Raw genomic sequence first — 19,809 nt, forward strand, 5'->3', positions numbered from 1 at the left:
GCCCTCGGAACGGGAGCCGTGCTCGCGGTCGCGGGGGTCGCGCGGGCCGTCGGGACGGCGCCGGCCGCCGGGGCGGGACGCGTCCTCGGGCGGGCGGCGGCGCCGCTGCCCCTCGGAGCGGGCGCCGTGCTCGACGCCGGCCTCCTCGGGGCGGCGGCGGGGGCGCTCGCCGTCGCCGGGCGGACGGCGCCGCTGGCCGCCCTCCGGGCGACGAGGGTCGCCCTCGGGGGCACGGCGCCGGGCGCCGCCGTCACGGCGGCGCGGGTCGTCCTCGGGGGGGCGTCGGCGCTGGCCCTCGGGGCGGCCGGACCGCCCCTCCTCCGCGCGGCGGCGGCCACCCCGGCCGTCGGAGCGTGCGTCATCGGCCGGGGGGCGGCGCCGCGGGCGCTCCTCTTCCCCCCAGAAACCGCTCTCAGCTTCCGGGGATCGGCGCCCTCCGGCACGTTGTTCCCGGGGCGGCGGGCCATCGGCCCGGCGCCTCCCGCCGTTGCCGGCGGCACCGTTCGCCGGGCCCTCGGCCCGGCGACGGCCGCCATCGGCATCCCGTCGTCGTTCGGTACTCACGTGGTCCTCGATTGCCTTTCACGGCCGGTCGGCCTGACGATTCCTTGGTGGAACGGGGGGGACGGCCCCCTGGGGGATCGGTGGTCCGCGACCTGTGTCCGCTGCCCGTTATGACCGGCATGGCCCGGCTCTGTGGCTCGAACCTTTGTACTACGCCAGTGCTTCAAGGCTTGATAAAGGGACGCTCCGCTGGGGGCGGAGGTTTTCAACAGGCCGCGAAGTCGTTGGCCGCTTCATCCTCCTGGTCGTTCGTCCGGGGGGCTTCGGCCCCTTCGGCGGCGACCGATGCGGACGACCGTCCTCGGGTCGGGTCGGGGGCTCTACCGGCTTTCACGCGCAAATCACAGGTCACGTTAAAGCGATGGGACGGTATAGCACAACCCACGCGCGAGGGTACCCCGTGCGACAGAACACTCCGTCACCGTCGGCGGACCGGCCCGCGTCGTGACTGCTCACCGCGCTCGAACCGAACACCGGTGGGCACCTCTCCGCCGGGCGCGACGCGCGACGGCGCTGGCAGGGCGCTTGTGTGACATTTCGCGCGCGGTGCGCCCAAGGGGCCCGATGACACGGAGGGTCACGGGTGGCTCCGGAACGATCGTGTCACCGTAGGTGACATGCGGTTCTTCGGGTGACCGAAGATAGAGTCATACCCGAACAAAACAGTCGGAGCCACACGTTCCGCTGCCCCGGACGGCGTCCGGACGGGAACAGAAACACCGTGCGGGCCGCTGAGCACATACGGAGAACGAACGCGGAACGCCGCCACCCCCACCGGCCACGGGCACGGGGGTGCCGTCGTGCGCCGTGGCATCCATGTTCGCGAACAAGAAGGAGCAAGGACCAATGGGTTCGGTACGTGTAGCCGTCGTGGGCGTCGGCAATTGCGCGGCGTCGCTCGTCCAGGGCGTGCATTACTACAAGGACGCCGACCCCGATTCCCGGGTGCCGGGCCTGATGCACGTGCAGTTCGGCCCGTACCACGTGCGCGACATCGAGTTCGTCGCCGCCTTCGACGTGGACGCCAAGAAGGTCGGCCACGACCTGGCCGACGCCATCGTCGCCAGCGAGAACAACACGGTCAAGATCTGCGACGTGCCGCCCACCGGCGTCACCGTCATGCGCGGCCCCACCTACGACGGCCTGGGCAAGTACTACCGCGAGATGATCCAGGAGTCCCCCGAGGACGCCGTGGACGTCGTCGCCGCCCTCAAGCACAGCAAGGCCGACGTCCTCGTCTCCTACCTGCCCGTGGGTTCGGAGGAGGCCGACAAGTTCTACGCCCAGTGCGCGATCGACGCCGGCGTGGCCTTCGTCAACGCCCTCCCCGTGTTCATCGCCTCCGACCCCGAGTGGGCCGCCAAGTTCACCGAGGCCGGGGTGCCGATCATCGGCGACGACATCAAGTCGCAGGTGGGCGCCACCATCACCCACCGGGTGCTGTCCAAGCTGTTCGAGGACCGCGGTGTCATCGTCGACCGCACCTACCAGCTGAACTTCGGCGGCAACATGGACTTCAAGAACATGCTCGAACGCGAGCGCCTGGAGTCCAAGAAGATCTCCAAGACCCAGTCGGTCACCTCCCAGATCCCGCACGAGCTCAACGCCGGCGCCGTGCACATCGGCCCGTCGGACCACGTGCCGTGGCTGGACGACCGCAAGTGGGCGTACGTGCGCCTGGAGGGCCGCGCCTTCGGCGACGTGCCGCTGAACCTGGAGTACAAGCTGGAGGTCTGGGACTCCCCCAACTCCGCCGGGATCATCATCGACGCGGTGCGCGCGGCCAAGATCGCCAAGGACCGCGGCATCGGCGGCCCGATCGACGCTCCGTCCTCCTACTTCATGAAGTCGCCGCCCGTGCAGTACAGCGACTCCGAGGCGCACGACGCCGTCGAGCGCTTCATCGCGGGCGAGTAGTTCTCCCCGCGCCAGCCTCCCCGCACGGTGTCCGTGACGCCCGGGGCCGGGACGGCCCCGGGCACGCCCTACCCTGGTGGCGTGTCCTTTTTCGGCGATCTGCGCACCGTCCTGCGGGGCTCCCGTTTCCGGCGGCTCTTCGGTACGCGACTGGTCTCGCAGTTCTCCGACGGGGTCTACCAGGCGGGGCTGGCCGGCTTCGTCTTCTTCAACCCCGAGCAGCACACGAGCGCGGCCGCCGTGGCGGCGGCCTTCGCGGTGCTGCTCCTGCCGTTCTCGGTGGTGGCGCCGTTCGCCGGGGTGCTCATCGACCGGTGGCCGCGCCGCCAGGTCCTGCTGCTGTCCGCCCTGGCCAAGGCCGTGCTGACGGTGGTCTGCGCGGTGATCGTGGCGGGGGGCGAGAGCCCGGCGTTCTTCGTCGCGGCGCTCCTGGTGCTGAGCGTCAACCGCTTCTTCCTGTCCGGGCTGTCCGCCGGCCTGCCGTACGTGGTGCCGCGCGACCAGCTCATGATGGCCAACGCGGTCACCCCCACCTGCGGGACCGTGGCCAGTTCGCTGGGCACCGGGGTAGGGCTGGGCCTGGGGGTGCTGGGCGGCACCGGCGCGGTGGGCACCGGCGCGATCCTGGTGGTCGCCGCGCTGGGGTTCGCGGCCGCCGGGCTGGTCTCCCTGTCCCTGGGCCGCCGGGAGCTGGGCCCGCACCTGGAGCGCGAACCCGCGGAGGTGCGCGCCGCGGTGGGGAGCGTGGTGCGCGGGATGGTCGCCGGGGTGCGGCACATCTGGGCGCGGCCGCCGGCCCGGGACGCGCTGGGCACCATCGGGCTGCACCGGGTGCTGTTCGGGATCTCCTCGCTGATGACGCTGCTGCTGTACAACAACACGTTCACCGGCGGCGGGGTGGCGGGGCTGGCCGGGTTCTCGGTGGCCGCGGGGGTGCTGGCGGTCGGGTTCTTCCTGGGCGCGGTGGCCACGCCGTGGGCGACCGGGCGGATGACGCCGGGGGCGTGGATCGGGCTCCAGCTGCTGGTGGCGGCGGTGGTGCTGGCGGTGTTCGCGCTGCCGTTCTCGCCCGCGCTGTTCCCGGTGGCGGCGTTCGTGCTGGGCTTCGTGTCCCAGGGGGTGAAGGTCACCGTCGACACGCAGGTACAGCGCTATGTCGACGACGCCTTCCGCGGGCGCGTGTTCTCGGTGTACGACGTGCTGTTCAACGCGACGTTCGTACTGGGCGCGGCGCTGGCCGCGGCCCTGGTGCCGCCCTCGGGCCTGGGGACGGCGGTGGTGGTCGGCATGGTCGCCGTCTACCTGGCCGCCGGGCTGGTCTGGACGCTGCGGGAGCGCCGGGCGGCCGCCGAGGCCGAACCCGAGCCCACCGCCTAGGAACCCGAGGGGACGCGGCCCCGCGATGGCGGGTGTCACCCCAGGGCCTCCGTGGCCGGCCGGCCCTTGAGCGGGCTGGAGTAGACGACGTTGGTGGTGACCGAACCCATCACCGCCACCCGCGCGACGACCTCCTCCAGGTGGCGCATCGACCGGGCCACGGTCTTGAGCAGGAAGCAGTCCTCGCCGGTGATGTGGTGCGCCTCCAGGATCTCGGGGGTGGTGGCCAGCAGGTCGTGGAAGGGCTTGTAGTTGCCGTTGGGGTAGGCCAGGCGGATGAACGCGGTCACCGCGAACCCCAGCCGCTCGGGGTCGACGACGGCGGAGTAGCCGGAGACCACCCCGGCGGCCTCCAGGCGGCGCACCCGCTCGGCGACGGCGCTGGCGGACATGGACACCGCCCGGGCCAGCTCGGCGTACCCGGCCCGGCCGTCGGCCTGGAGGGCGGCGAGCAGCCGCCGGTCGGTCTCGTCCAGTGATACGTCGGTCATGGGAGGGATATACCGCGCGATCCACGGCGGAGGCAACTCCAGGCCGTGGATCGCCCCTGCCCGGTCGGGCTCCCCGAACCTAGCCTTGTCGACATGACGATTTCACGCTTCGCCGACCCCGCCCTGGCCGTGGCCCACTTCTCCGCCCGCCTCGGCCTGTACACCGACGTGTCCGACGTGCGGGCCGCGCTGGCCGCCGGCGACCCGGGCTTCGCCCTGGTGGACACCCGCGCCCGCGTCGCCTGGGACCAGGCGCACGTCCCGGGCGCGCTGCACCTGCCCCGCACGGAGATCGCCGACCGGGCCGCCGCGCTGGTCGACCCCGCCCGCCCGGTCGTCGTGTACTGCTGGGGCCCGGGCTGCGACGGCGCCGCCAAGGGCGCCCTGGAGTTCGCCCGCCTCGGCTACCGGGTCAAGGAGATGGTGGGCGGCATCGAGTACTGGATCCGCGAGGGGTTCGAGGTCGAGACCGCCACCGGCACCGAGCGCTCCCCCGCCGACCCGCTCACCGCCCCCGTCCACTCCCCCACCTGCGCCTGCTGACCCCGGGCCGGGCGCTATCTCGGCGAAGAGGTGTCACTCACGGAGAGACCGAGTGACGCGCAGGCCTCCAGGAGGCGTCGGTCGCCGGGGGCCACCACGAGGTCACCGCTCTTCAGGCGCTCGGCACAGGCGCAGTGGACCGCGTCGTGGCCTCCTGGCCCGGCGGACCGGGCCAGGTCGGCAGCGCGCTCGACGAGTTCCTGGTCCGTGTCCAGGACGTGGATCTGCGTCCAGAGATCGTCCAGCAGCTCTCGGGCCTGCGTGTACTCGGCGGCGGTGACACGCCCCAACCGCTCGGCCTGGGCGAGCGCCGCCGCCGTCTCCGCGTGGAGCAGGCGGGAGGAGACGACCGCGTCGGCCGCATTCCACAGGTCGGCGCACGCCGGGCTTCCGGGTTCCGCGATCAGCAGGGGCACAAAGGCCGACGTGTCGAAGTAGCAGATCACCTTCGCTGCTCCTCCGCCAGGTCGCTCACGGTCCCCCGCGCCGGGACCGGCACCGGCGCGGCACTCTTGGCCTTGCGCGCGGGCCGGACCCGGCCTTCGAGGATGAGTCGGTCGAGAGTGGTGGGCGTGTCGATCGGGATGATGCGGGCGATCGGTCTGCCGTGGTCGGTGACGGTGATGGTACGGCCCTCTCTCACCTCGGAGAGATGGCGGCTCAGACCGTCGCGGAGTTCCTTGATGCCGACCTGCATGACGCCCGCCCTTCATGTGGCCACTTTTCCCCGTGGAAATATAGCCACTTCATCTCATGGCGCCGTGGCGCGGGAGGCTTGTCGACATGTCCCTACAGCGATTGATCCTTCCGTGATCGGGTTGTCACTTGCTGTAGTGTCCGGGCCTAAGGATGTCGTCGACACGGAGAGATGGTGTGCCATGAACGGTGGTCTGGGGACCGGCGGCCCCTCCGGCGGGCCCGGCTCGCGCGGGGTGGCCAGGCGGGTCGGGGCCGTCGCGCGGCACCTGCCCGTCCGCGGGGACCGGCTGCTCGACGTCGGCTGCGGCGACGGGTCCCACACCGTCGAGCTGGCCGAGGGGTACGTGCGGGTCGACGCGATCGACCTGGAGCCGCAGCGGCTGGACGCGTTCGCCGAGCGGATCGCCGGGAGCCCGCTGGAGGACCGGATCGGCATCCACAAGATGGCGGCGGACTCGCTGGCCTTCGACCCCAACACCTTCGACCGGGTCACCGCGTTCGAGGCGGTCGAGCACGTCGAGGACCTGGAGGGGGCGCTGGCGGGAATCCACCGCGTCCTCAAACCGGGCGGGGCGTTCTCGCTCACCACCTCCAACCGGTGGTTCCCCCTGGAGACCCACGGGGTGCTGTGGGGCGGGCGCCGACTGCCGGCGCTGACCGCGCCGTTCCTGCCCTGGGTGCGCCCGCTGCACGAGCGGATGTCCGACGCGCGCGCGTTCACCACCCAGGAGCTGGGGCGGCTGCTGCGCGGCGTCGGCCTGCGGGTGCGGGCGATCGACTACCTGATGCCGTCCTTCGACCGCGGCCCCCTCCGGTCCCTGTCGGAGGGACTGGAGGGGACGCCGCTGCGGGTGTTCGGGGCGGCCGTGGCGGTCACCGCCGTCAAACCCGGCCGCTGAGAACTCAGGAGGCCAGGTGCTCGGCGGCCCAGGCGCGCAGCGCCTCGGTCGCGGCCTCCTTCTCCATCGGCCCGTTCTCCAGGCGCAGCTCCAGGAGGTAGCGGTAGGCCTTGCCGATCTCCGGCCCCGGCTTGAGGCCGAGGATCTCCTGGATCTCGTTGCCGTCCAGGTCGGGCCGGATGCGGTCCAGCTCCTCCTGTTCGGCGAGGGCGGCTATGCGCTTCTCGATGTCGTCGTAGGAGCGGGCCAGCGCCGCGGCCTTGCGCCGGTTGCGGGTGGTGCAGTCGGCCCGGGTGAGGATGTGCAGCCGCTCCAGCAGCGGTCCGGCGTCGCGGGCGTAGCGGCGCACCGCCGAGTCGGTCCACTCCCCCTTGCCGTACCCGTGGAAGCGCAGGTGCAGGGCGACCAGGGACGACACGTCGGCGATGACGTCCTTGGGGAAGCGCAGCGCGGTGAGCCGCTTGCGGGTCATCGACGCGCCGACCACCTCGTGGTGGTGGAAGGTCACCCGGCCCGCGCCCTCGAAGGCGCGCGTCTTGGGCTTGCCGATGTCGTGCAGCAGCGCCGCCAGGCGCAGCACCAGGTCGGGTTCGTGCCCGCGGGCGCGCTCCAGCTCGATGGCCTGGTCCAGGACGGTGAGCGAGTGCTCGTAGACGTCCTTGTGCCGGTGGTGCTCGTCGATCTCCAGCCGCAGTTTGGGCAGCTCGGGCAGCACGTAGGGCGCGATGCCCAGGTCGACCATCAGCCCCAGGCCGCGGCGCGGGTCCGGGCTGAGCATCAGCTTGGTCAGCTCGTCGCGCACGCGCTCGGCGGAGACGATGGTCAGCCGCTCGGCCATGTCCCGGGCCGCGTCGGCGACCTCGGGGGCGAGCTCGAACCCGAGCTGGGCGGCGAACCGCACCGCGCGCATGATGCGCAGCGGGTCGTCGCTGAAGGAGTCCTCCGGCTTGCCCGGGGTGCGCAGCACGCCGGCGCGCAAGTCGGCGAGGCCGCCGAAGGGGTCGACGAACTCCCCGGCGGGCAGCCGCACCGCCATGGCGTTGACGGTGAAGTCGCGGCGCAGCAGGTCGTCCTCGATGTCCGTGCCGTAGGCCACGTCGGGCTTGCGGGACTTGGGCGAGTACGACTCGCTGCGGTAGGTGGTGATCTCCAGCTGGAGGTTCTTCTTGCGCACGCCGACGGTGCCGAAGTCGATGCCGACGGTCCACACCGAGTCGGCCCACCCGTCGACCAGTTCCAGCACCCGCTGGGGCACCGCGTCGGTGGTGAGGTCGATGTCGTGGGAGGGTCTGTCGAGGAGCGCGTCCCGGACCGGGCCGCCGACCAGGGCCAGTTCCCGGCCGTGCTCGGCGAACCGGCCGCCGAGTTCGTCGGAGACGGGGCGGGCCGAGGCGACCAGCGCGGCGATCGCGTTCAGCTGCGCAGGGGTCGGCGCACCCGCCGCGGTCGGCATGGTGTCGTTCTCACTCGAAGACTCTGTGTTCGGCACACAACGCAGGTTAGGCGGCCGCGCGGGCAAACGGCGAATCGTTTGCGAGCGCGCCCCGGGCCTCCGGGCGGGATGCGGATCGGCCGCCGAACACGGCGGACACGCCCGTTCGGCGGGTGTTCCGCGCCCCGCGACACGTCGCACGGAGGTCCTCGCCAGAGCCGGGGTGTGAGGGAGACGGTATCTTCAGGTGCAGTGGTGGGACGCCATGGTCTTCTCCGCGTCCACCCGACCCGCGAACGCCGTGCGCGCCGTGCGGGCACCCCGACCGTTCCCGCCCCTTGTTGCTCCCCGGCGGGACGGCCACCTGGACCCGAATCAGGAAACCGGTCAAGCGTTGCGTCGATTCACCTCCGTGCCGGTGGTCATGGCCCTGGCCACCGCGCTGCTTCCGTTCCCGGCCATGTCCGCGCAGGCCTCGGCCCCGGCCGAGCCCGCCGACGACACCGAGCCGCTCGTCGTCGAGCGGATCACGCCGGACGCCCTCGACGAGGACGCCACCCTCCGCGTCTCGGGCGAGGTGGTCAACACCACGTCGGACAGCCTGCACGACGTCACCGTCCGCATGCGCTATTCGCGGCACCCGTTCGCCGACCGCGAGGCGATGGACGACTTCGCTACCGGCGAGGGCTGGCAGCCCGACGCGCCCGGCCCCGACGACGAGATCACCGCGGAGCTGCCGCCCGGCACCAGCCAGACCTACTCGCTGAGCGTGCCCGCCGAGGACCTGGACCTGGGCTCCTACGGCGTCTACCCGCTGGTGATCGAGGCGGTCGACGGCGACGGCACCGTGATCGGCGCCCAGTACACCTTTCTTCCCTACGTCGGCGACGGGGACGACGTGCCCGCCGTCGACATCGCCTGGGTGTGGCCGCTGATGGCCCCGCCCCAGCGCGCGGACGACGACACCTTCCTCGGCGACGGGCTGGCGGCGACCGTCACCGAGAACGGCCGGCTGGGCCGGCTGCTGGCCGCGGGCGCCCAGACCCCGCTGTCCTTCGACCCGGGCGACGAGGACCTGGTGGAGCTGCTCGGCCTGGACGCCGACGTCCCGGAGTCCCCGCCCGAGGCGACCGCCGAGGAGACCGCCGACACCGTGCCCGAGCCCACCGCCTCGGAGCAGGAGGACGGCGGGAACGACGGCGACGGCGCGGACGGCGACGAGGAGGACGACCCGCAGGAGGGCGAGGAGCAGGCGCCGTCCCGCTCCGAGGGAATCCCGGTCACCTGGGCCGTCGACCCCGGCACCCTCGACGACATCCTGCGCCTGGCCGCCGAGGAGCACGACGTCCTCACCGACCCGCTGGCGGTGCCCGCCGAGTCCGAGCCGGTGCGGGAGACCGCGCAGGCGAACGTGGCCGCGCAGGTGTGGCTGCGCGAGGCCCGCGGGGCGCTGGCCCTGGACAACGTCGTGGCCACCCCCTACGCCTCCCCCGACCTGGCCGCGCTGCTGCGCAACGAGATGGACGGCGACGCCGAGGCGTCGGTCGAGATCGGCCGCGAGGCGGTGGAGCTGGCGCTGGGCCTGTCGGCCGACGACCGCTTCGCCCTGCCCGCCCAGGGCCTGATGGACGACGCCGTGCACGGGCTGCTCGCCGAGCGGGGCGCCACCCGGTTCCTCCTCTCGGAGGACGCGCTGCCCCCGCAGAGCTGGCTGCGGACCACCCCCACCGCCCAGGCCCCGCTGCCGGGCGGTGAGGCCTCCGACGAGGAGGCGGAGGAGGCGATGGCCCTGGTGGCCGACGAGGGCATCGCCGACGCGCTGTCCATGCCCACCGACACCCCGGGGGGCACCACCCTGGCGCTCCGGCGGTTCGCCGCCGAGACCGCGATGATCGCGGGCGAGAACGCCGGGGGCGACCGGGTCGTGATCGCCTCTCCCGACCCCCTCTGGAACCCGTCCGGCGAGTTCGCCGACGGTGTGCTGGCCGCCAGCGAGGACCTGCCGTGGCTGTCCCCGGAGCGGCTGGAGGACATCGAGCTGCCCGCCGCCGACGAGCGGGAGGACACCCGCGCCTCGCTGAACTACCCGGACCGCGCCGCCGAGGCCGAGCTCGGCTCCACCTACCTCGGCCTGGTCGAGGACGTCAGCCGGGACGTGCGGATGTTCAACAGCATCCTGGTGGAGGACTCCGACCCGTTCCGCCCGGCCCTGGTGCGCCTGGAATCCGTGCACTGGCGCGAGGAGGAGGCCATGGCGGGCGCCACCCGCGGCCTGGTCATGGACAAGGTCGACGAGGGCCTGGCCGCCGTGCGCATCATCCCCGGCGAGGACGTCACCCTGGCCAGCCGGACCGGCATCACCGGCATCCTGGTCGCCAACGACCTGGAGGACGAGGCGGTCTACGTGCACCTGTCGGTGTACTCGGAGAACGCCGAGCGGCTGAGCATCGGCGAGTACGACACCCACTTCGAGATCTCCCCCGGCGCCAAGACCACGGTGTACGTGCCGCTGTCGGCCCGGATCAACGGGCGCACCGTGGTGCACGCGAGCCTGCACAACTCCGCCGGGGAGCCGATCAACAGCCAGGACGTGCAGCTGCCGGTGAACGCCACCGGCCTGGGCACCCAGGCGCTGCTGATCAGCGGTGTGGGCGCGCTGATCCTCATCGCCGCGCTGGCCCCGCGCGCGCTGCGCAAGTGGGTGGTGCGCCGGACCCGGGCCGCGGCGGAGGCGGAGAAGAAGGCCGGGGAGGCCGACGGCCCCGAGGCCGCGGAGGACTCCGAGGGCACCGAAGGCACCGAGGACTCCAGGGACGCCGAGGTCACGGAGGGCTCCGGGGACACCACCGGGGCCACCGGAACCGGCACCCCCGACACGCCCTCTCAGAACGACGGGGAGCCCGACGGCACCACGACGGCCACCGGGGACGCCCCGTCCCCGCGCGGCGAAGGAGCGTGAACCCCCGCTCCCCCGTCGACACGGCGCCTCACCGACAAGGCGCCGTGTCGACACATCCGCACGTCGCCGTGTCGACGCGCGCCGAGCCCTTCCCTGTCGGACGAAAGGAAGCCTGATCCACGGTGGTCACCGACTCCCCGAACGAAGGCGGAAAGCACCGCCGTCGTTCCTCTCAGCCCGAAGGCCCCCTCCCGGGTGAGAGCCCGCTGCGCCCCTCCGGCGGCCCCGTCCCCTCCTTCGAGGAGGGCGAGCTGCCCGAGCCCGCCGTCCCCGGGCTCCCCGACGCCCCCGAGGGGTCCGAGGGTGCAGAGGGACCCGCGGAGGCCGACGGCTCCGGCGACGCCCCCGCGGGCGGCGGCATGATGCGCTCCAGCGCCATCATGGCGGTCGGCACCATGGCCTCCCGGATCACCGGCTTCGTCCGCACCATCGTGCTGGGCGCCGCCATCGGCACCCACCTGCTCGGTGACGCCTACCACACGGCCCACACGATCCCCTTCATCCTCAACGACCTGCTCATCGGCGGCCTGATGGCCAGCGTCGTCGTGCCGTTCCTGGTCAAGCGGCGCAAGCGCGACGCCGACGGCGGCAAGGCCACCGAGGACCGCCTGTTCACCACCACGTTCGTGGCGCTGTTCCTGCTCACCGCCGCGGCGATCGCCGCCGCCGAGTTCCTGATCTGGATGTACGGCTCCCGGTTCACCGGCGAGCAGTTCGAGGCCTCGGTGTTCCTGGCCCGCTACCTGCTGTCCCAGATCTTCTTCGTGGGGCTGAGCGGCCTGCTCACCGCCATGCTCAACACCCGCGGGTACTTCGGCGCCGGGGTGTGGGCGCCGGTGCTCAACAACCTGGTCATCATGACCGTGGCCGGGCTGTTCCTGTGGGTCGCCGGGCCCGGGCAGACGCCGGACACCGTCACCGAGGGCCAGCTGACCCTGCTGGGCGCGGGCACCGCCGCCGGCATGGCCCTCCAGGCCCTGGTGCTGTTCGTCGCGCTGGCCCGCACCGGCTACCGCTGGCGCCCGCGGCTGGACCTGCGCGGCTCCGGGCTGGGCGAGGCCGTCAAGACGGCCGGCTGGATGATGATGTACACCCTGCTCACCCAGGCGGGCCTGTGGATCACCACCAACATCGCCAACGCCGCCAACGTCACCGCCATCGAGGAGGGCCGCTCCGTCGGTGCGGGCATCACCGCCTACAACCTCGCCTACCAGCTGTTCCAGCTGCCGTACGCGATCATCGCGGTCTCCCTCATCACGGTGCTGCTGCCCCGGATGAGCGCGCACGCCGACGACCACGACTGGGACGCGGTCCGGTCGGACTTCTCCCGCACCCTGCGCATCTCCGCGTTCGTGCTCGTCCCGATGGCGTTCGCGATCGCCCTGTTCGCCGAGCCGCTGTCGATCCTGGCGTTCGCCCGCGGGTCGATCTCGGAGGCCGACGCGGCCAACATCGGCCAGATCCTCGCCGTGATGTCGCTGGGCCTGGTGCCGTTCACCGTGTTCCAGCTGATGCTGCGCGTGTTCTTCGCCATGGGCGACACCCGCACCCCGGCGCTGATCGCCATCGCCAACCTGGCCGTTCACAGCGCTCTGGCGCTGGTGTCCTACCTGCTCCTGCCGCCGGAGACGGTCGTCGTCGGCGTGGCCGCCGGCTTCATGTTCTCGTTCCTCAGCGGGCTCGTCATCGCAGGTCTGGTGCTCAGCCGGCGCATCGGGGGACTTGACGGAAAGCACATCATTGGCACATTGTTGCGCCTGCACCTGGCCGTCGTACCGAGCGTCGCGGCCGGCTTCGGTGTGCTCTGGGCCTTCGAGACCTACGTCGGCCCTGGTCTGCTCACCTACCTCGGCGCCCCCGTGGCCGGGTGCCTTCTCGGCGCGTTGTTCTTCCTGGCGGCCGCACGGCTGCTGCGGGTCCCCGAATTGAGCGCCGCGGTGGAACTGATCCGCGGTCGCCTGCGTCGTTGATGCAGCACCGACGCTTCCGGCCCTGACCTCCGCCGGGAGAACGACCACGCTCGACGAGTACAAGGACTGAGGACACGGTGTCCAGCGAAGACCCCCGCGAGCAGGATTCCGGACCGGGGCCGAACGGGCCCGCCGCACCGGGGCGGCAGCGCCGCCACATGGTGATGCCCGAGGACGTCCTGGACGTCTACGAGCGCGAGGAACCGGAGAGTACGCCCGAGACCGGGCTGACCACCCGCCGCGACCCGAGCGACATCGGCGACCTGGGCACCGCCGACCGCGCCGGTATGGAGGACGGCGACGAGATCGGCGGTTCCTCCCACACCGCCCCGGGCAACCTCGCCAAGTCCAGCGCGATCATGGCGCTGGGCACCGTGTTCTCCCGCGTCACCGGGTTCGTCCGCACGATCGTGCTGGCGGCGGCGATCGGCACCCAGATGCTGGGCGACGCCTACCAGGTGGCGGGCATGGTCCCGTACATGGTCTACGACCTGCTCATCGGCGGTCTGCTGGCCAGCGTGTTCGTGCCGTTCCTGGTCAAGCGGCGCAGGCTGGACGCCGACGGCGGCGACAAGACCGAGCAGCGGCTCGTCACGCTGATGCTGTCGGCGCTGCTGGTGATCACCCTGCTGTCGATGCTGCTGTCGGAGTGGTTCATCCGCATCTACGCGGGCGAGTTCACCGGCGCGCAGTTCGAGGTGTCGGTGGTCATGGCGCGCTACCTGGTCACCCAGATCTTCTTCATCGGCGCCAGCGGCCTGGCCAGCGCGATGCTGAACGCGCGCGGGAAGTTCGGGGCGCCGATGTGGGCGCCGGTGCTGAACAACATGGTGATCATCGGCATCGGCCTGTGGTTCCTGCAGATCGCCGGCCCCGGCCGCACCCCCGACACGGTGACCTCCGGCGAGCTGACGCTGCTGGGCCTGGGCACCGCCGCCGGGCAGGTCGTGCAGGCGCTGGTGCTGGTGTGGGCGCTGGCCTCAGCGGGCTTCCGCTGGCGTCCGCGGCTGGACCTGCGGGGCGCCGGGCTCGGCGAGGCGGCCCAGGCGGCCTCGTGGATGATGCTCTACATCGTGGTGGCGCAGCTGGGCGCCCTCGTCTCCACCAACGTGGCCTCCCGCGCCGGTACGCGCGCGGCCGAGCTGGGCTTCGAGTCGGGCTCGGGCATCGCGGCCTACAAGTTCGCGTCGATGCTCTTCCAGCTGCCGTACGCGATCATCGCGGTCTCGGTGATCACCGCCCTGCTGCCGCGGATGAGCGAGCACGTGGCGGCCGGGCGCAAGGACCAGGTGCGCAGCGACTTCTCGCGGGGCTTCCGGCTGTCGTCGGTGCTGATCGTGCCGATCTCGGTGGCGATGATCGTGTTCGCGATCCCGTTCTGCGTGATGATCTACGCGCAGGGCAGCACGAGCGTCGACGACGCCGCCGCCATCGGCCGCATCCTGATGGTCTTCTGCGTGATGTTGATCCCGTTCACGCTGTTCCAGCTGCAGATGCGCGTGTTCTACGCGCTCGGTGACACACGGACCCCGGCGCTGGTGGCGATCCCGTCGGAGGTCGCGCACGCGACCACGGCGATCGCGCTGCTGTTCGTGGTGCCGGCCCAGCACGTGGTGGTGTGGCTGCCGGTGCCCTACGGCCTGTACTACATCGTGGGTTCGGTCATCATGTGGTACATGCTGAACAAGCGGTTGAACGGCCTGGACGGGCGGCGCACCGCGACCACCCTGTTCAAGCTGCACCTGGCCACGGTGCCCGCGGCCGTGTTCGGCGTCGCGATGATCTACGCGTTCCAGGGGCTGCCCGGAGGGTTCTGGCCCGGATTCGCGTCGATGGTCGTCGGGGGTGTCGTGGGTGGCGTACTGTTCGTGATCAGCGCCAAGTTCCTCAATGTGACTGAAGTCACATCCTTCCTCGAATTGCTCAAGACCCGACTGCGACGTCGCTGATCACCATGAATGGACGAGTTGGGCGGTCCCGGACCGCTACGTCCCAGAAGGTGAACGGATACCCGATGTCCTCCAAAGATGCTGTTCAGGCGTCCTAGCATGGACAGGCACCGCTTGACCGCCACCACATTGTTCATCCGAGCTGCCCGAAGGGAGGCTGGGGACAGCACCAGCGCCTGATACCCCCTGCGCACACCCGCGACGCACCGGTCCCCCGGGACCGTGCAGACGCGGAGCGGGCAGGGCGAGGGCACTGGCACCCGTCACTCCCATCATGAGCACCTTCCTGATCGAGCCCGGGGCGAAGCTGGCCAACCGGTACCGCCTTGACCAGGTGGTGAGCGAGACCGGCGGGGCGACCCGCTGGAAGGCCACCGACGAGACCCTCGCCCGGCCCGTCGCCGTGTGGACCTTCGCCGAAGGCTTCCCCCGCACATCCGATGTGGTCCGTGCCGCCCGCGCCACCAGCCGGATCCCCGATGCGCGCGTCACCCAGGTCTTCGACGCCGACGACACCACCCCCATCCCCTACGTGGTCGAGGAGTGGGTGGTCGGCCACTCGCTGGCCGACCTGCTGGCCCAGGGCCCCCTGGAGCCCGAGCGCGCCGCGGGCCTGGTCGCCGAGGCGGCCGAGGCCATCGCCGCCGCGCACACCGGCGGCCTGTACCACCTGTGCCTCACCCCGAGCAAGCTCATGTGGAGCAGCGGCGGAGCGGTCAAGGTCACCGGCATCGGCGTGGACGCCGCCCTGCTGGGCGTCAACGTCGCCAACCCCGGGGCCGCCGACGCCCAGGGCCTGGGCAACCTGCTGTACGCGGCCCTCACCGGCACCTGGCCGGGCGGCCCGCAGAGCGGCCTGCCCGCCGCCCCGCAGGGCCCCGCCGGGCCCTACCCCGCCAACCAGATCCGCCAGGGCATCGGCGAACCCCTGGCCTCCATCACCACCCGCGCCGCCCTGCCCCACCTGGTGGGCCAGATCGTGCCCGGACCGGTGATCGGCTCGCCGGGCGAGTTCTGCGCCGCCATGGCCGACGTGCCGCGGCTCATCCCGCTGCCCGTCGCCCCCGCCGAGGCCACCCCGCCGCCCGAGCCCGGGACCTCCCGGCGCACCGGCGAGTTCGGGTCCACCGGCCCGCGCCGCTCCTCCCGCAACGGCAACGGCGGCAGCGGCGGCGGCACCGGTCCGCGCTCCTCCGCCCGCGGCGAGCGGCCGCCCTCGCGGATGGACCGCCGGGCCGCCGAACGCCAGACCTCCCCGCAGCGCATCCTCGTCGGCGCGCTGGCCGTGGTGCTCTTCGCCGCCGTGGTCACCGGCGCCTGGATCTTCGGCGCCGCGATGCGCGACGGCCAGGAGGCCGACCCCAGCGGCGACGGCACCGAGCAGACGGACGGCGGCGAGGAGACCGTGGAGCTGGTCACCCTGACCCCCAGCCGGGGGATCGGGTACGACCCGCTCCCGGACGGCGACGGCGACGAGTACACCGCCAACGCCGGCCGGGCCCTGGACGGGGACACCGGGGGGACGCCCTGGAAGACCGAGGGCTACAACGACCCCATGGGGACCACCAAGGAGGGTGTCGGCCTCATGGTCGACCTGGGCTCCAGCCGTGAGGTCCACACCGTGAACCTGAACCTGCCCGACTCCTCCTACACCGTCGACGTGCGGATCGGCGACGCTCCGGCCCAGTACCCCAGCGACATGTCCGCGGTGGACTCCGCGATGCCGGTCGCCTGGTCCGGTTCGGTGACCGGCGAAGAGAAGATCGAACTGGAGACGCCGACCACCGGTCAGTACGTCCTCGTCTGGTTCACCCAGCTGCCGGTGGACGGCGACGGCAAGTACCGTGGGAGCATCTACGAGGTAGAGGTACTCGGCGTCGAGTAGACGGGGATATGTGATCGGCACTGATGGACGCGGTCCAAGAGCTTCCTGACCGGGAACTGCTCACCAGGCACACCCAGGGGGACGATCAGGCGTTCGCGGTGCTCGTGCGCCGCCACCGCGATCGCCTCTGGGCCGTCGCCGTGCGCATGATGGGCGACCCCGAGGAGGCCTCGGACGCGCTACAGGACGCCTTCCTGTCCGCGTTCCGCTCCGCCGACCGCTTCCGCGGCGAGTCCCAGGTGACCACCTGGCTGCACCGCATCGTCGTCAACGCCTGCCACGACCGGCTGCGCCGCCGCAAGGTACGCCCGGCCACCCCCACCGAGGTCGACACCCTCGACGTGCTCTCCAACGAGCGGCTGGGCCGCACCGGCGGAGCCCCCGACCACGCCTCCCAGACCGAGTCGCGGCTGGACGTCCACGCCGCCCTCGACACGCTTCCCCTGGACCAGCGCATGGCCCTCACCCTGGTCGACATGCTCGGCTACCGGGTGGAGGAGGCCGCGCAGATCCTCGACGTCGCCACAGGGACCGTCAAGAGCAGATGTGCGCGAGGTCGCGCCAAACTTCTTCCGTCTCTTGCCCACCTGAGGAACCCTCGTCCCCCCCGAGACGTCACAACTGGGAGAGGAGGTGCCGACCCATCGTGACGTCGCACCCTGACGTGGAGGCACTCGCCTTCTTCGCCGAGGAGCTGTTGGAGCCCGGCGAGGAACGCACCGTCGCCCACCACCTAGAGACCTGCGCGACCTGCGCGGCGACCCTGGACGAACTCACCGCCGTCAGCGGTGTGCTCGCCGACGCGCCGCCGGTCCCACCCATGCCGCAGGACGTCGCCGCCCTCCTCGACCTGCGTATCGACGAGGCGGTGCGCGAGCGCGCCGCCCGGCCCGCCGATGCGGTCGATGCGGCGGGAGTTGCTGACACCGCTGGTGTCGTCGGTACCGACGGCTCCGGCTCCGCCGACGCCGGTGCGTCCGACGGTGCGTCCGCGCCCGTGGTCCCGATCACGCGTGCGCGCGGCGGCGGCTCCCGGCGCGGGTTCAACGGCATGAACCTGCCCCGGCTCATGATGGTGGCCGCCGCGGGCGCCGTCGTCCTGGGCGGCGGCGGGGCCGTGCTCAACACCGTGCTCACCTCCCAGCAGGCCGACGGCGCCGGGTCCGCCGCCGAGCAGCCGATGATGCAGGACGAGGGCGCCGAGTACATGGAGCCCGAGGCCGCCCGGCCGTACAAGCCCGAGGTCGTGGCCAGCGGCACCGGGTACACCGCCGACGGGCTGGCCGACCAGGCCGCCGAGGTGCTCGCCGCGACCCCGACCACGCCGGACGGTGCCGAGGAGAACACCCCGGTCGCCGCGGAGGAGTGCGCGACCCTGTTCACCGAGCGGACTGGAGTGCGGATCACCCTGGTGGACGACGCCACGTTCGACGGCGGCCCCGCCCTGGTGCTGTTCGCCCCCGGCGGGGACGACACCACCGAGGTGTACGTGGTCGACCCGGCGGACTGCGACGGGGTCCTCGCCCAGGAGACCGTCGCGCACCCCGGGGAAGAATAGGGATTCCGCAGAGGGCTCCCTCGGGGTGCCCGGGAGCGCCGGAGGGGTCTCCGGAGGGTTCCGGGGAGTTCCGGAGGGTTCCGGGGGTGTCCGAAGGGTACGGGAGAGGTATCGACAAAGCGCCGTGCCGACCTCTCGACAAGGCCCTTTCCCGGCATACCCCACCCCGGTAACCAGGGCGGATGTCCCCTTGGGAATCAGGTGCGCCTACCATCGGTTGTGCTATACCGACTCTCCCCCGAGGTCACCATCCCGTGGCCGGGGCATCTGATCGTGTGAAGGGCCTACGAGCGTGAGTGACGTCCGCAATGTCATCATCATCGGTTCCGGACCGGCGGGGTACACCGCCGCCGTCTACGCGGCCCGCGCCGAACTCAAGCCCCTGGTGTTCGAGGGCTCCATCACCGCGGGCGGCGCCCTCATGAACACGACCGACGTCGAGAACTTCCCCGGGTTCCCCGACGGCATCATGGGCCCCGACCTGATGGACAACCTCCGCAAGCAGGCCGAGCGGTTCGGCGCCGAGCTGGTGGCCGACGACGTCACCTCCGTCGACCTGACCAAGCCCGTCAAGGAGGTCACCGCCGGCGGCGAGACCTTCCTCGCGCACACGGTCATCCTCGCCACCGGCTCCGGCTACCGCGAGCTCGGCGTGCCGGGCGAGAAGGAACTGTCCGGCCGCGGCACCTCCTGGTGCGCCACCTGCGACGGCTTCTTCTTCCGCGACCAGGACATCGCGGTCGTCGGCGGCGGCGACACCGCCATGGAGGAGGCGCTCTTCCTCACCCGGTTCGCCAAGTCCGTCACCGTGGTCCACCGCCGGGACGAGCTGCGCGCCAGCCGCATCATGGCCGAGCGCGCCTTCGCCAACGACAAGATCAGCTTCGTCTGGGACACCGAGGTCGTCGAGGTCCTGGGCAAGGACCGGGTGAGCGGCCTCAAGGTCCGCAACAACAAGACCGACGAGGAGAGCGTCCTCGACGTCACCGGCGTGTTCGTCGCCATCGGCCACGACCCGCGGGTCGACCTGATCCGCGACCAGATCACGCTGGACGAGGAGGGCTACGTCCAGGTGGACTCCCCCTCCACCCGCACCAACCTTGAGGGCGTGTTCGCCGCGGGCGACGTCGTCGACCACAGCTACCGCCAGGCCATCACCGCCGCCGGGACCGGCTGCGCCGCCGCACTGGACGCCGAGCGCTTCCTCGCCGCGCGCGGCAACTAACGGCGGCTAGCGGCGACTAGCGGCAGCTAGAGGCGGCTAGCCACAGCTAGAGGCGACGACCAGCAGCGCCCGAGGGGGCCCGGCGCGGCACCCGAAGGCGCCCGAAGGCCACTCGAAGGCCATTTGAAGGCCACCCGGGGTCGGCCGACCGAGACGGCCGACCCGCAGTACCCGTCCGAACAAGGAGAACCATGTCCGCGGTCAAGACCGTCACCGACGCCACCTTCGAGGCCGAGGTCCTCAAGAGCGACAAGCCCGTCCTGGTGGACTTCTGGGCCGACTGGTGCGGCCCCTGCAAGCAGATGGCGCCGGTCCTGGACAAGTTCGCCGAGGAGCACGGC

16 protein-coding genes and 1 pseudogene are annotated in these 19,809 nt (G+C 72.0%); 12 read left to right on the forward strand and 5 right to left on the reverse strand.

Annotated features, from left to right (window positions below):
- Nucleotides 1-564, reverse strand: a pseudogene (locus tag ACJOT3_RS17625) (hypothetical protein); the annotation flags it as partial.
- An 846-nt stretch (nt 565-1,410) separates the two neighbouring features.
- On the opposite strand from ACJOT3_RS17625, the gene ACJOT3_RS17630 reads away from it, so the two are divergent.
- Together ACJOT3_RS17630 and ACJOT3_RS17635 are read left to right on the forward strand one after the other, a co-directional pair.
- Nucleotides 1,411-2,481 (forward strand): inositol-3-phosphate synthase, encoded by a 1,071-nt coding sequence (locus tag ACJOT3_RS17630; protein WP_406973932.1) that lies wholly within the window; start codon nt 1,411-1,413, stop codon nt 2,479-2,481.
- 81 nt (nt 2,482-2,562) lie between these two features.
- A complete protein-coding gene (locus tag ACJOT3_RS17635) occupies nt 2,563-3,858 on the forward strand; it encodes an MFS transporter (RefSeq protein WP_406973933.1) in 1,296 nt (431 codons plus the stop codon).
- A 35-nt stretch (nt 3,859-3,893) separates the two neighbouring features.
- Here ACJOT3_RS17635 and ACJOT3_RS17640 read toward each other — a convergent pair whose 3' ends face one another.
- Nucleotides 3,894-4,349: an Lrp/AsnC family transcriptional regulator gene (locus ACJOT3_RS17640; RefSeq protein ID WP_406973934.1), complete on the reverse strand. Its 456-nt coding sequence runs from the start codon at nt 4,347-4,349 to the stop codon at nt 3,894-3,896.
- A gap of 93 nt (nt 4,350-4,442) precedes the next feature.
- Here ACJOT3_RS17640 and ACJOT3_RS17645 point away from each other — a divergent pair, with 93 nt between their 5' ends.
- Nucleotides 4,443-4,892 carry a rhodanese-like domain-containing protein gene (locus ACJOT3_RS17645; RefSeq protein ID WP_406973935.1) on the forward strand — a complete coding sequence of 150 codons (450 nt, stop codon included), beginning with the start codon at nt 4,443-4,445 and terminating at the stop codon, nt 4,890-4,892.
- Between the two features lie 14 nt (nt 4,893-4,906).
- Here ACJOT3_RS17645 and ACJOT3_RS17650 read toward each other — a convergent pair whose 3' ends face one another.
- Nucleotides 4,907-5,338: a type II toxin-antitoxin system VapC family toxin gene (locus ACJOT3_RS17650; RefSeq protein ID WP_406973936.1), complete on the reverse strand. Its 432-nt coding sequence runs from the start codon at nt 5,336-5,338 to the stop codon at nt 4,907-4,909.
- Complete coding sequence (locus tag ACJOT3_RS17655; RefSeq protein ID WP_406973937.1) at nt 5,335-5,589, reverse strand: type II toxin-antitoxin system Phd/YefM family antitoxin; 255 nt, start codon at nt 5,587-5,589, stop codon at nt 5,335-5,337. Before ACJOT3_RS17655 ends, ACJOT3_RS17650 begins: the two co-directional genes overlap by 4 nt.
- Nucleotides 5,590-5,770: 181 nt before the next feature.
- Here ACJOT3_RS17655 and ACJOT3_RS17660 point away from each other — a divergent pair, with 181 nt between their 5' ends.
- Nucleotides 5,771-6,490: a class I SAM-dependent methyltransferase gene (locus ACJOT3_RS17660; RefSeq protein WP_406973938.1), complete on the forward strand. Its 720-nt coding sequence runs from the start codon at nt 5,771-5,773 to the stop codon at nt 6,488-6,490.
- Nucleotides 6,491-6,494: 4 nt separating this feature from the next.
- Here the strand turns inward: ACJOT3_RS17660 and ACJOT3_RS17665 are convergent, their stop codons facing one another.
- The gene (locus tag ACJOT3_RS17665; protein WP_406973939.1) at nt 6,495-7,979 is read right to left on the reverse strand and encodes a CCA tRNA nucleotidyltransferase; all 1,485 of its coding nucleotides are present in this window, start codon (nt 7,977-7,979) and stop codon (nt 6,495-6,497) included.
- A 367-nt stretch (nt 7,980-8,346) separates the two neighbouring features.
- On the opposite strand from ACJOT3_RS17665, the gene ACJOT3_RS17670 reads away from it, so the two are divergent.
- From ACJOT3_RS17670 to ACJOT3_RS17705, 8 genes are all read left to right on the forward strand, one after another.
- Nucleotides 8,347-10,881: a DUF6049 family protein gene (locus ACJOT3_RS17670; RefSeq protein ID WP_406973944.1), complete on the forward strand. Its 2,535-nt coding sequence runs from the start codon at nt 8,347-8,349 to the stop codon at nt 10,879-10,881.
- Between the two features lie 122 nt (nt 10,882-11,003).
- Nucleotides 11,004-12,851: a murein biosynthesis integral membrane protein MurJ gene (gene murJ / locus ACJOT3_RS17675; protein ID WP_406973940.1), complete on the forward strand. Its 1,848-nt coding sequence runs from the start codon at nt 11,004-11,006 to the stop codon at nt 12,849-12,851.
- A 158-nt stretch (nt 12,852-13,009) separates the two neighbouring features.
- On the forward strand, nt 13,010-14,800 hold the full coding sequence (gene murJ / locus ACJOT3_RS17680; RefSeq protein ID WP_406973945.1) for a murein biosynthesis integral membrane protein MurJ: 1,791 nt from the start codon (nt 13,010-13,012) through the stop codon (nt 14,798-14,800).
- A 274-nt stretch (nt 14,801-15,074) separates the two neighbouring features.
- Complete coding sequence (locus tag ACJOT3_RS17685; RefSeq protein WP_406973941.1) at nt 15,075-16,685, forward strand: protein kinase family protein; 1,611 nt, start codon at nt 15,075-15,077, stop codon at nt 16,683-16,685.
- A gap of 23 nt (nt 16,686-16,708) precedes the next feature.
- A complete protein-coding gene (gene sigM, locus ACJOT3_RS17690) occupies nt 16,709-17,335 on the forward strand; it encodes an RNA polymerase sigma factor SigM (RefSeq protein WP_220563988.1) in 627 nt (208 codons plus the stop codon).
- Nucleotides 17,332-18,243, forward strand: a complete 912-nt coding sequence (locus ACJOT3_RS17695; protein WP_406973942.1) for an anti-sigma factor family protein — start codon at nt 17,332-17,334, stop codon at nt 18,241-18,243. Before sigM ends, ACJOT3_RS17695 begins: the two co-directional genes overlap by 4 nt.
- Nucleotides 18,244-18,535: 292 nt before the next feature.
- Complete coding sequence (gene trxB, locus ACJOT3_RS17700) at nt 18,536-19,468, forward strand: thioredoxin-disulfide reductase (protein WP_406973943.1); 933 nt, start codon at nt 18,536-18,538, stop codon at nt 19,466-19,468.
- 191 nt (nt 19,469-19,659) lie between these two features.
- The coding region (locus ACJOT3_RS17705) for a thioredoxin family protein (protein WP_406973946.1) at nt 19,660-19,809 on the forward strand (150 nt) is incomplete at its 3' end.

The sequence above is a fragment of the Nocardiopsis protaetiae genome, from assembly GCF_045446735.1.
GTDB lineage: Bacteria > Actinomycetota > Actinomycetes > Streptosporangiales > Streptosporangiaceae > Nocardiopsis > Nocardiopsis protaetiae.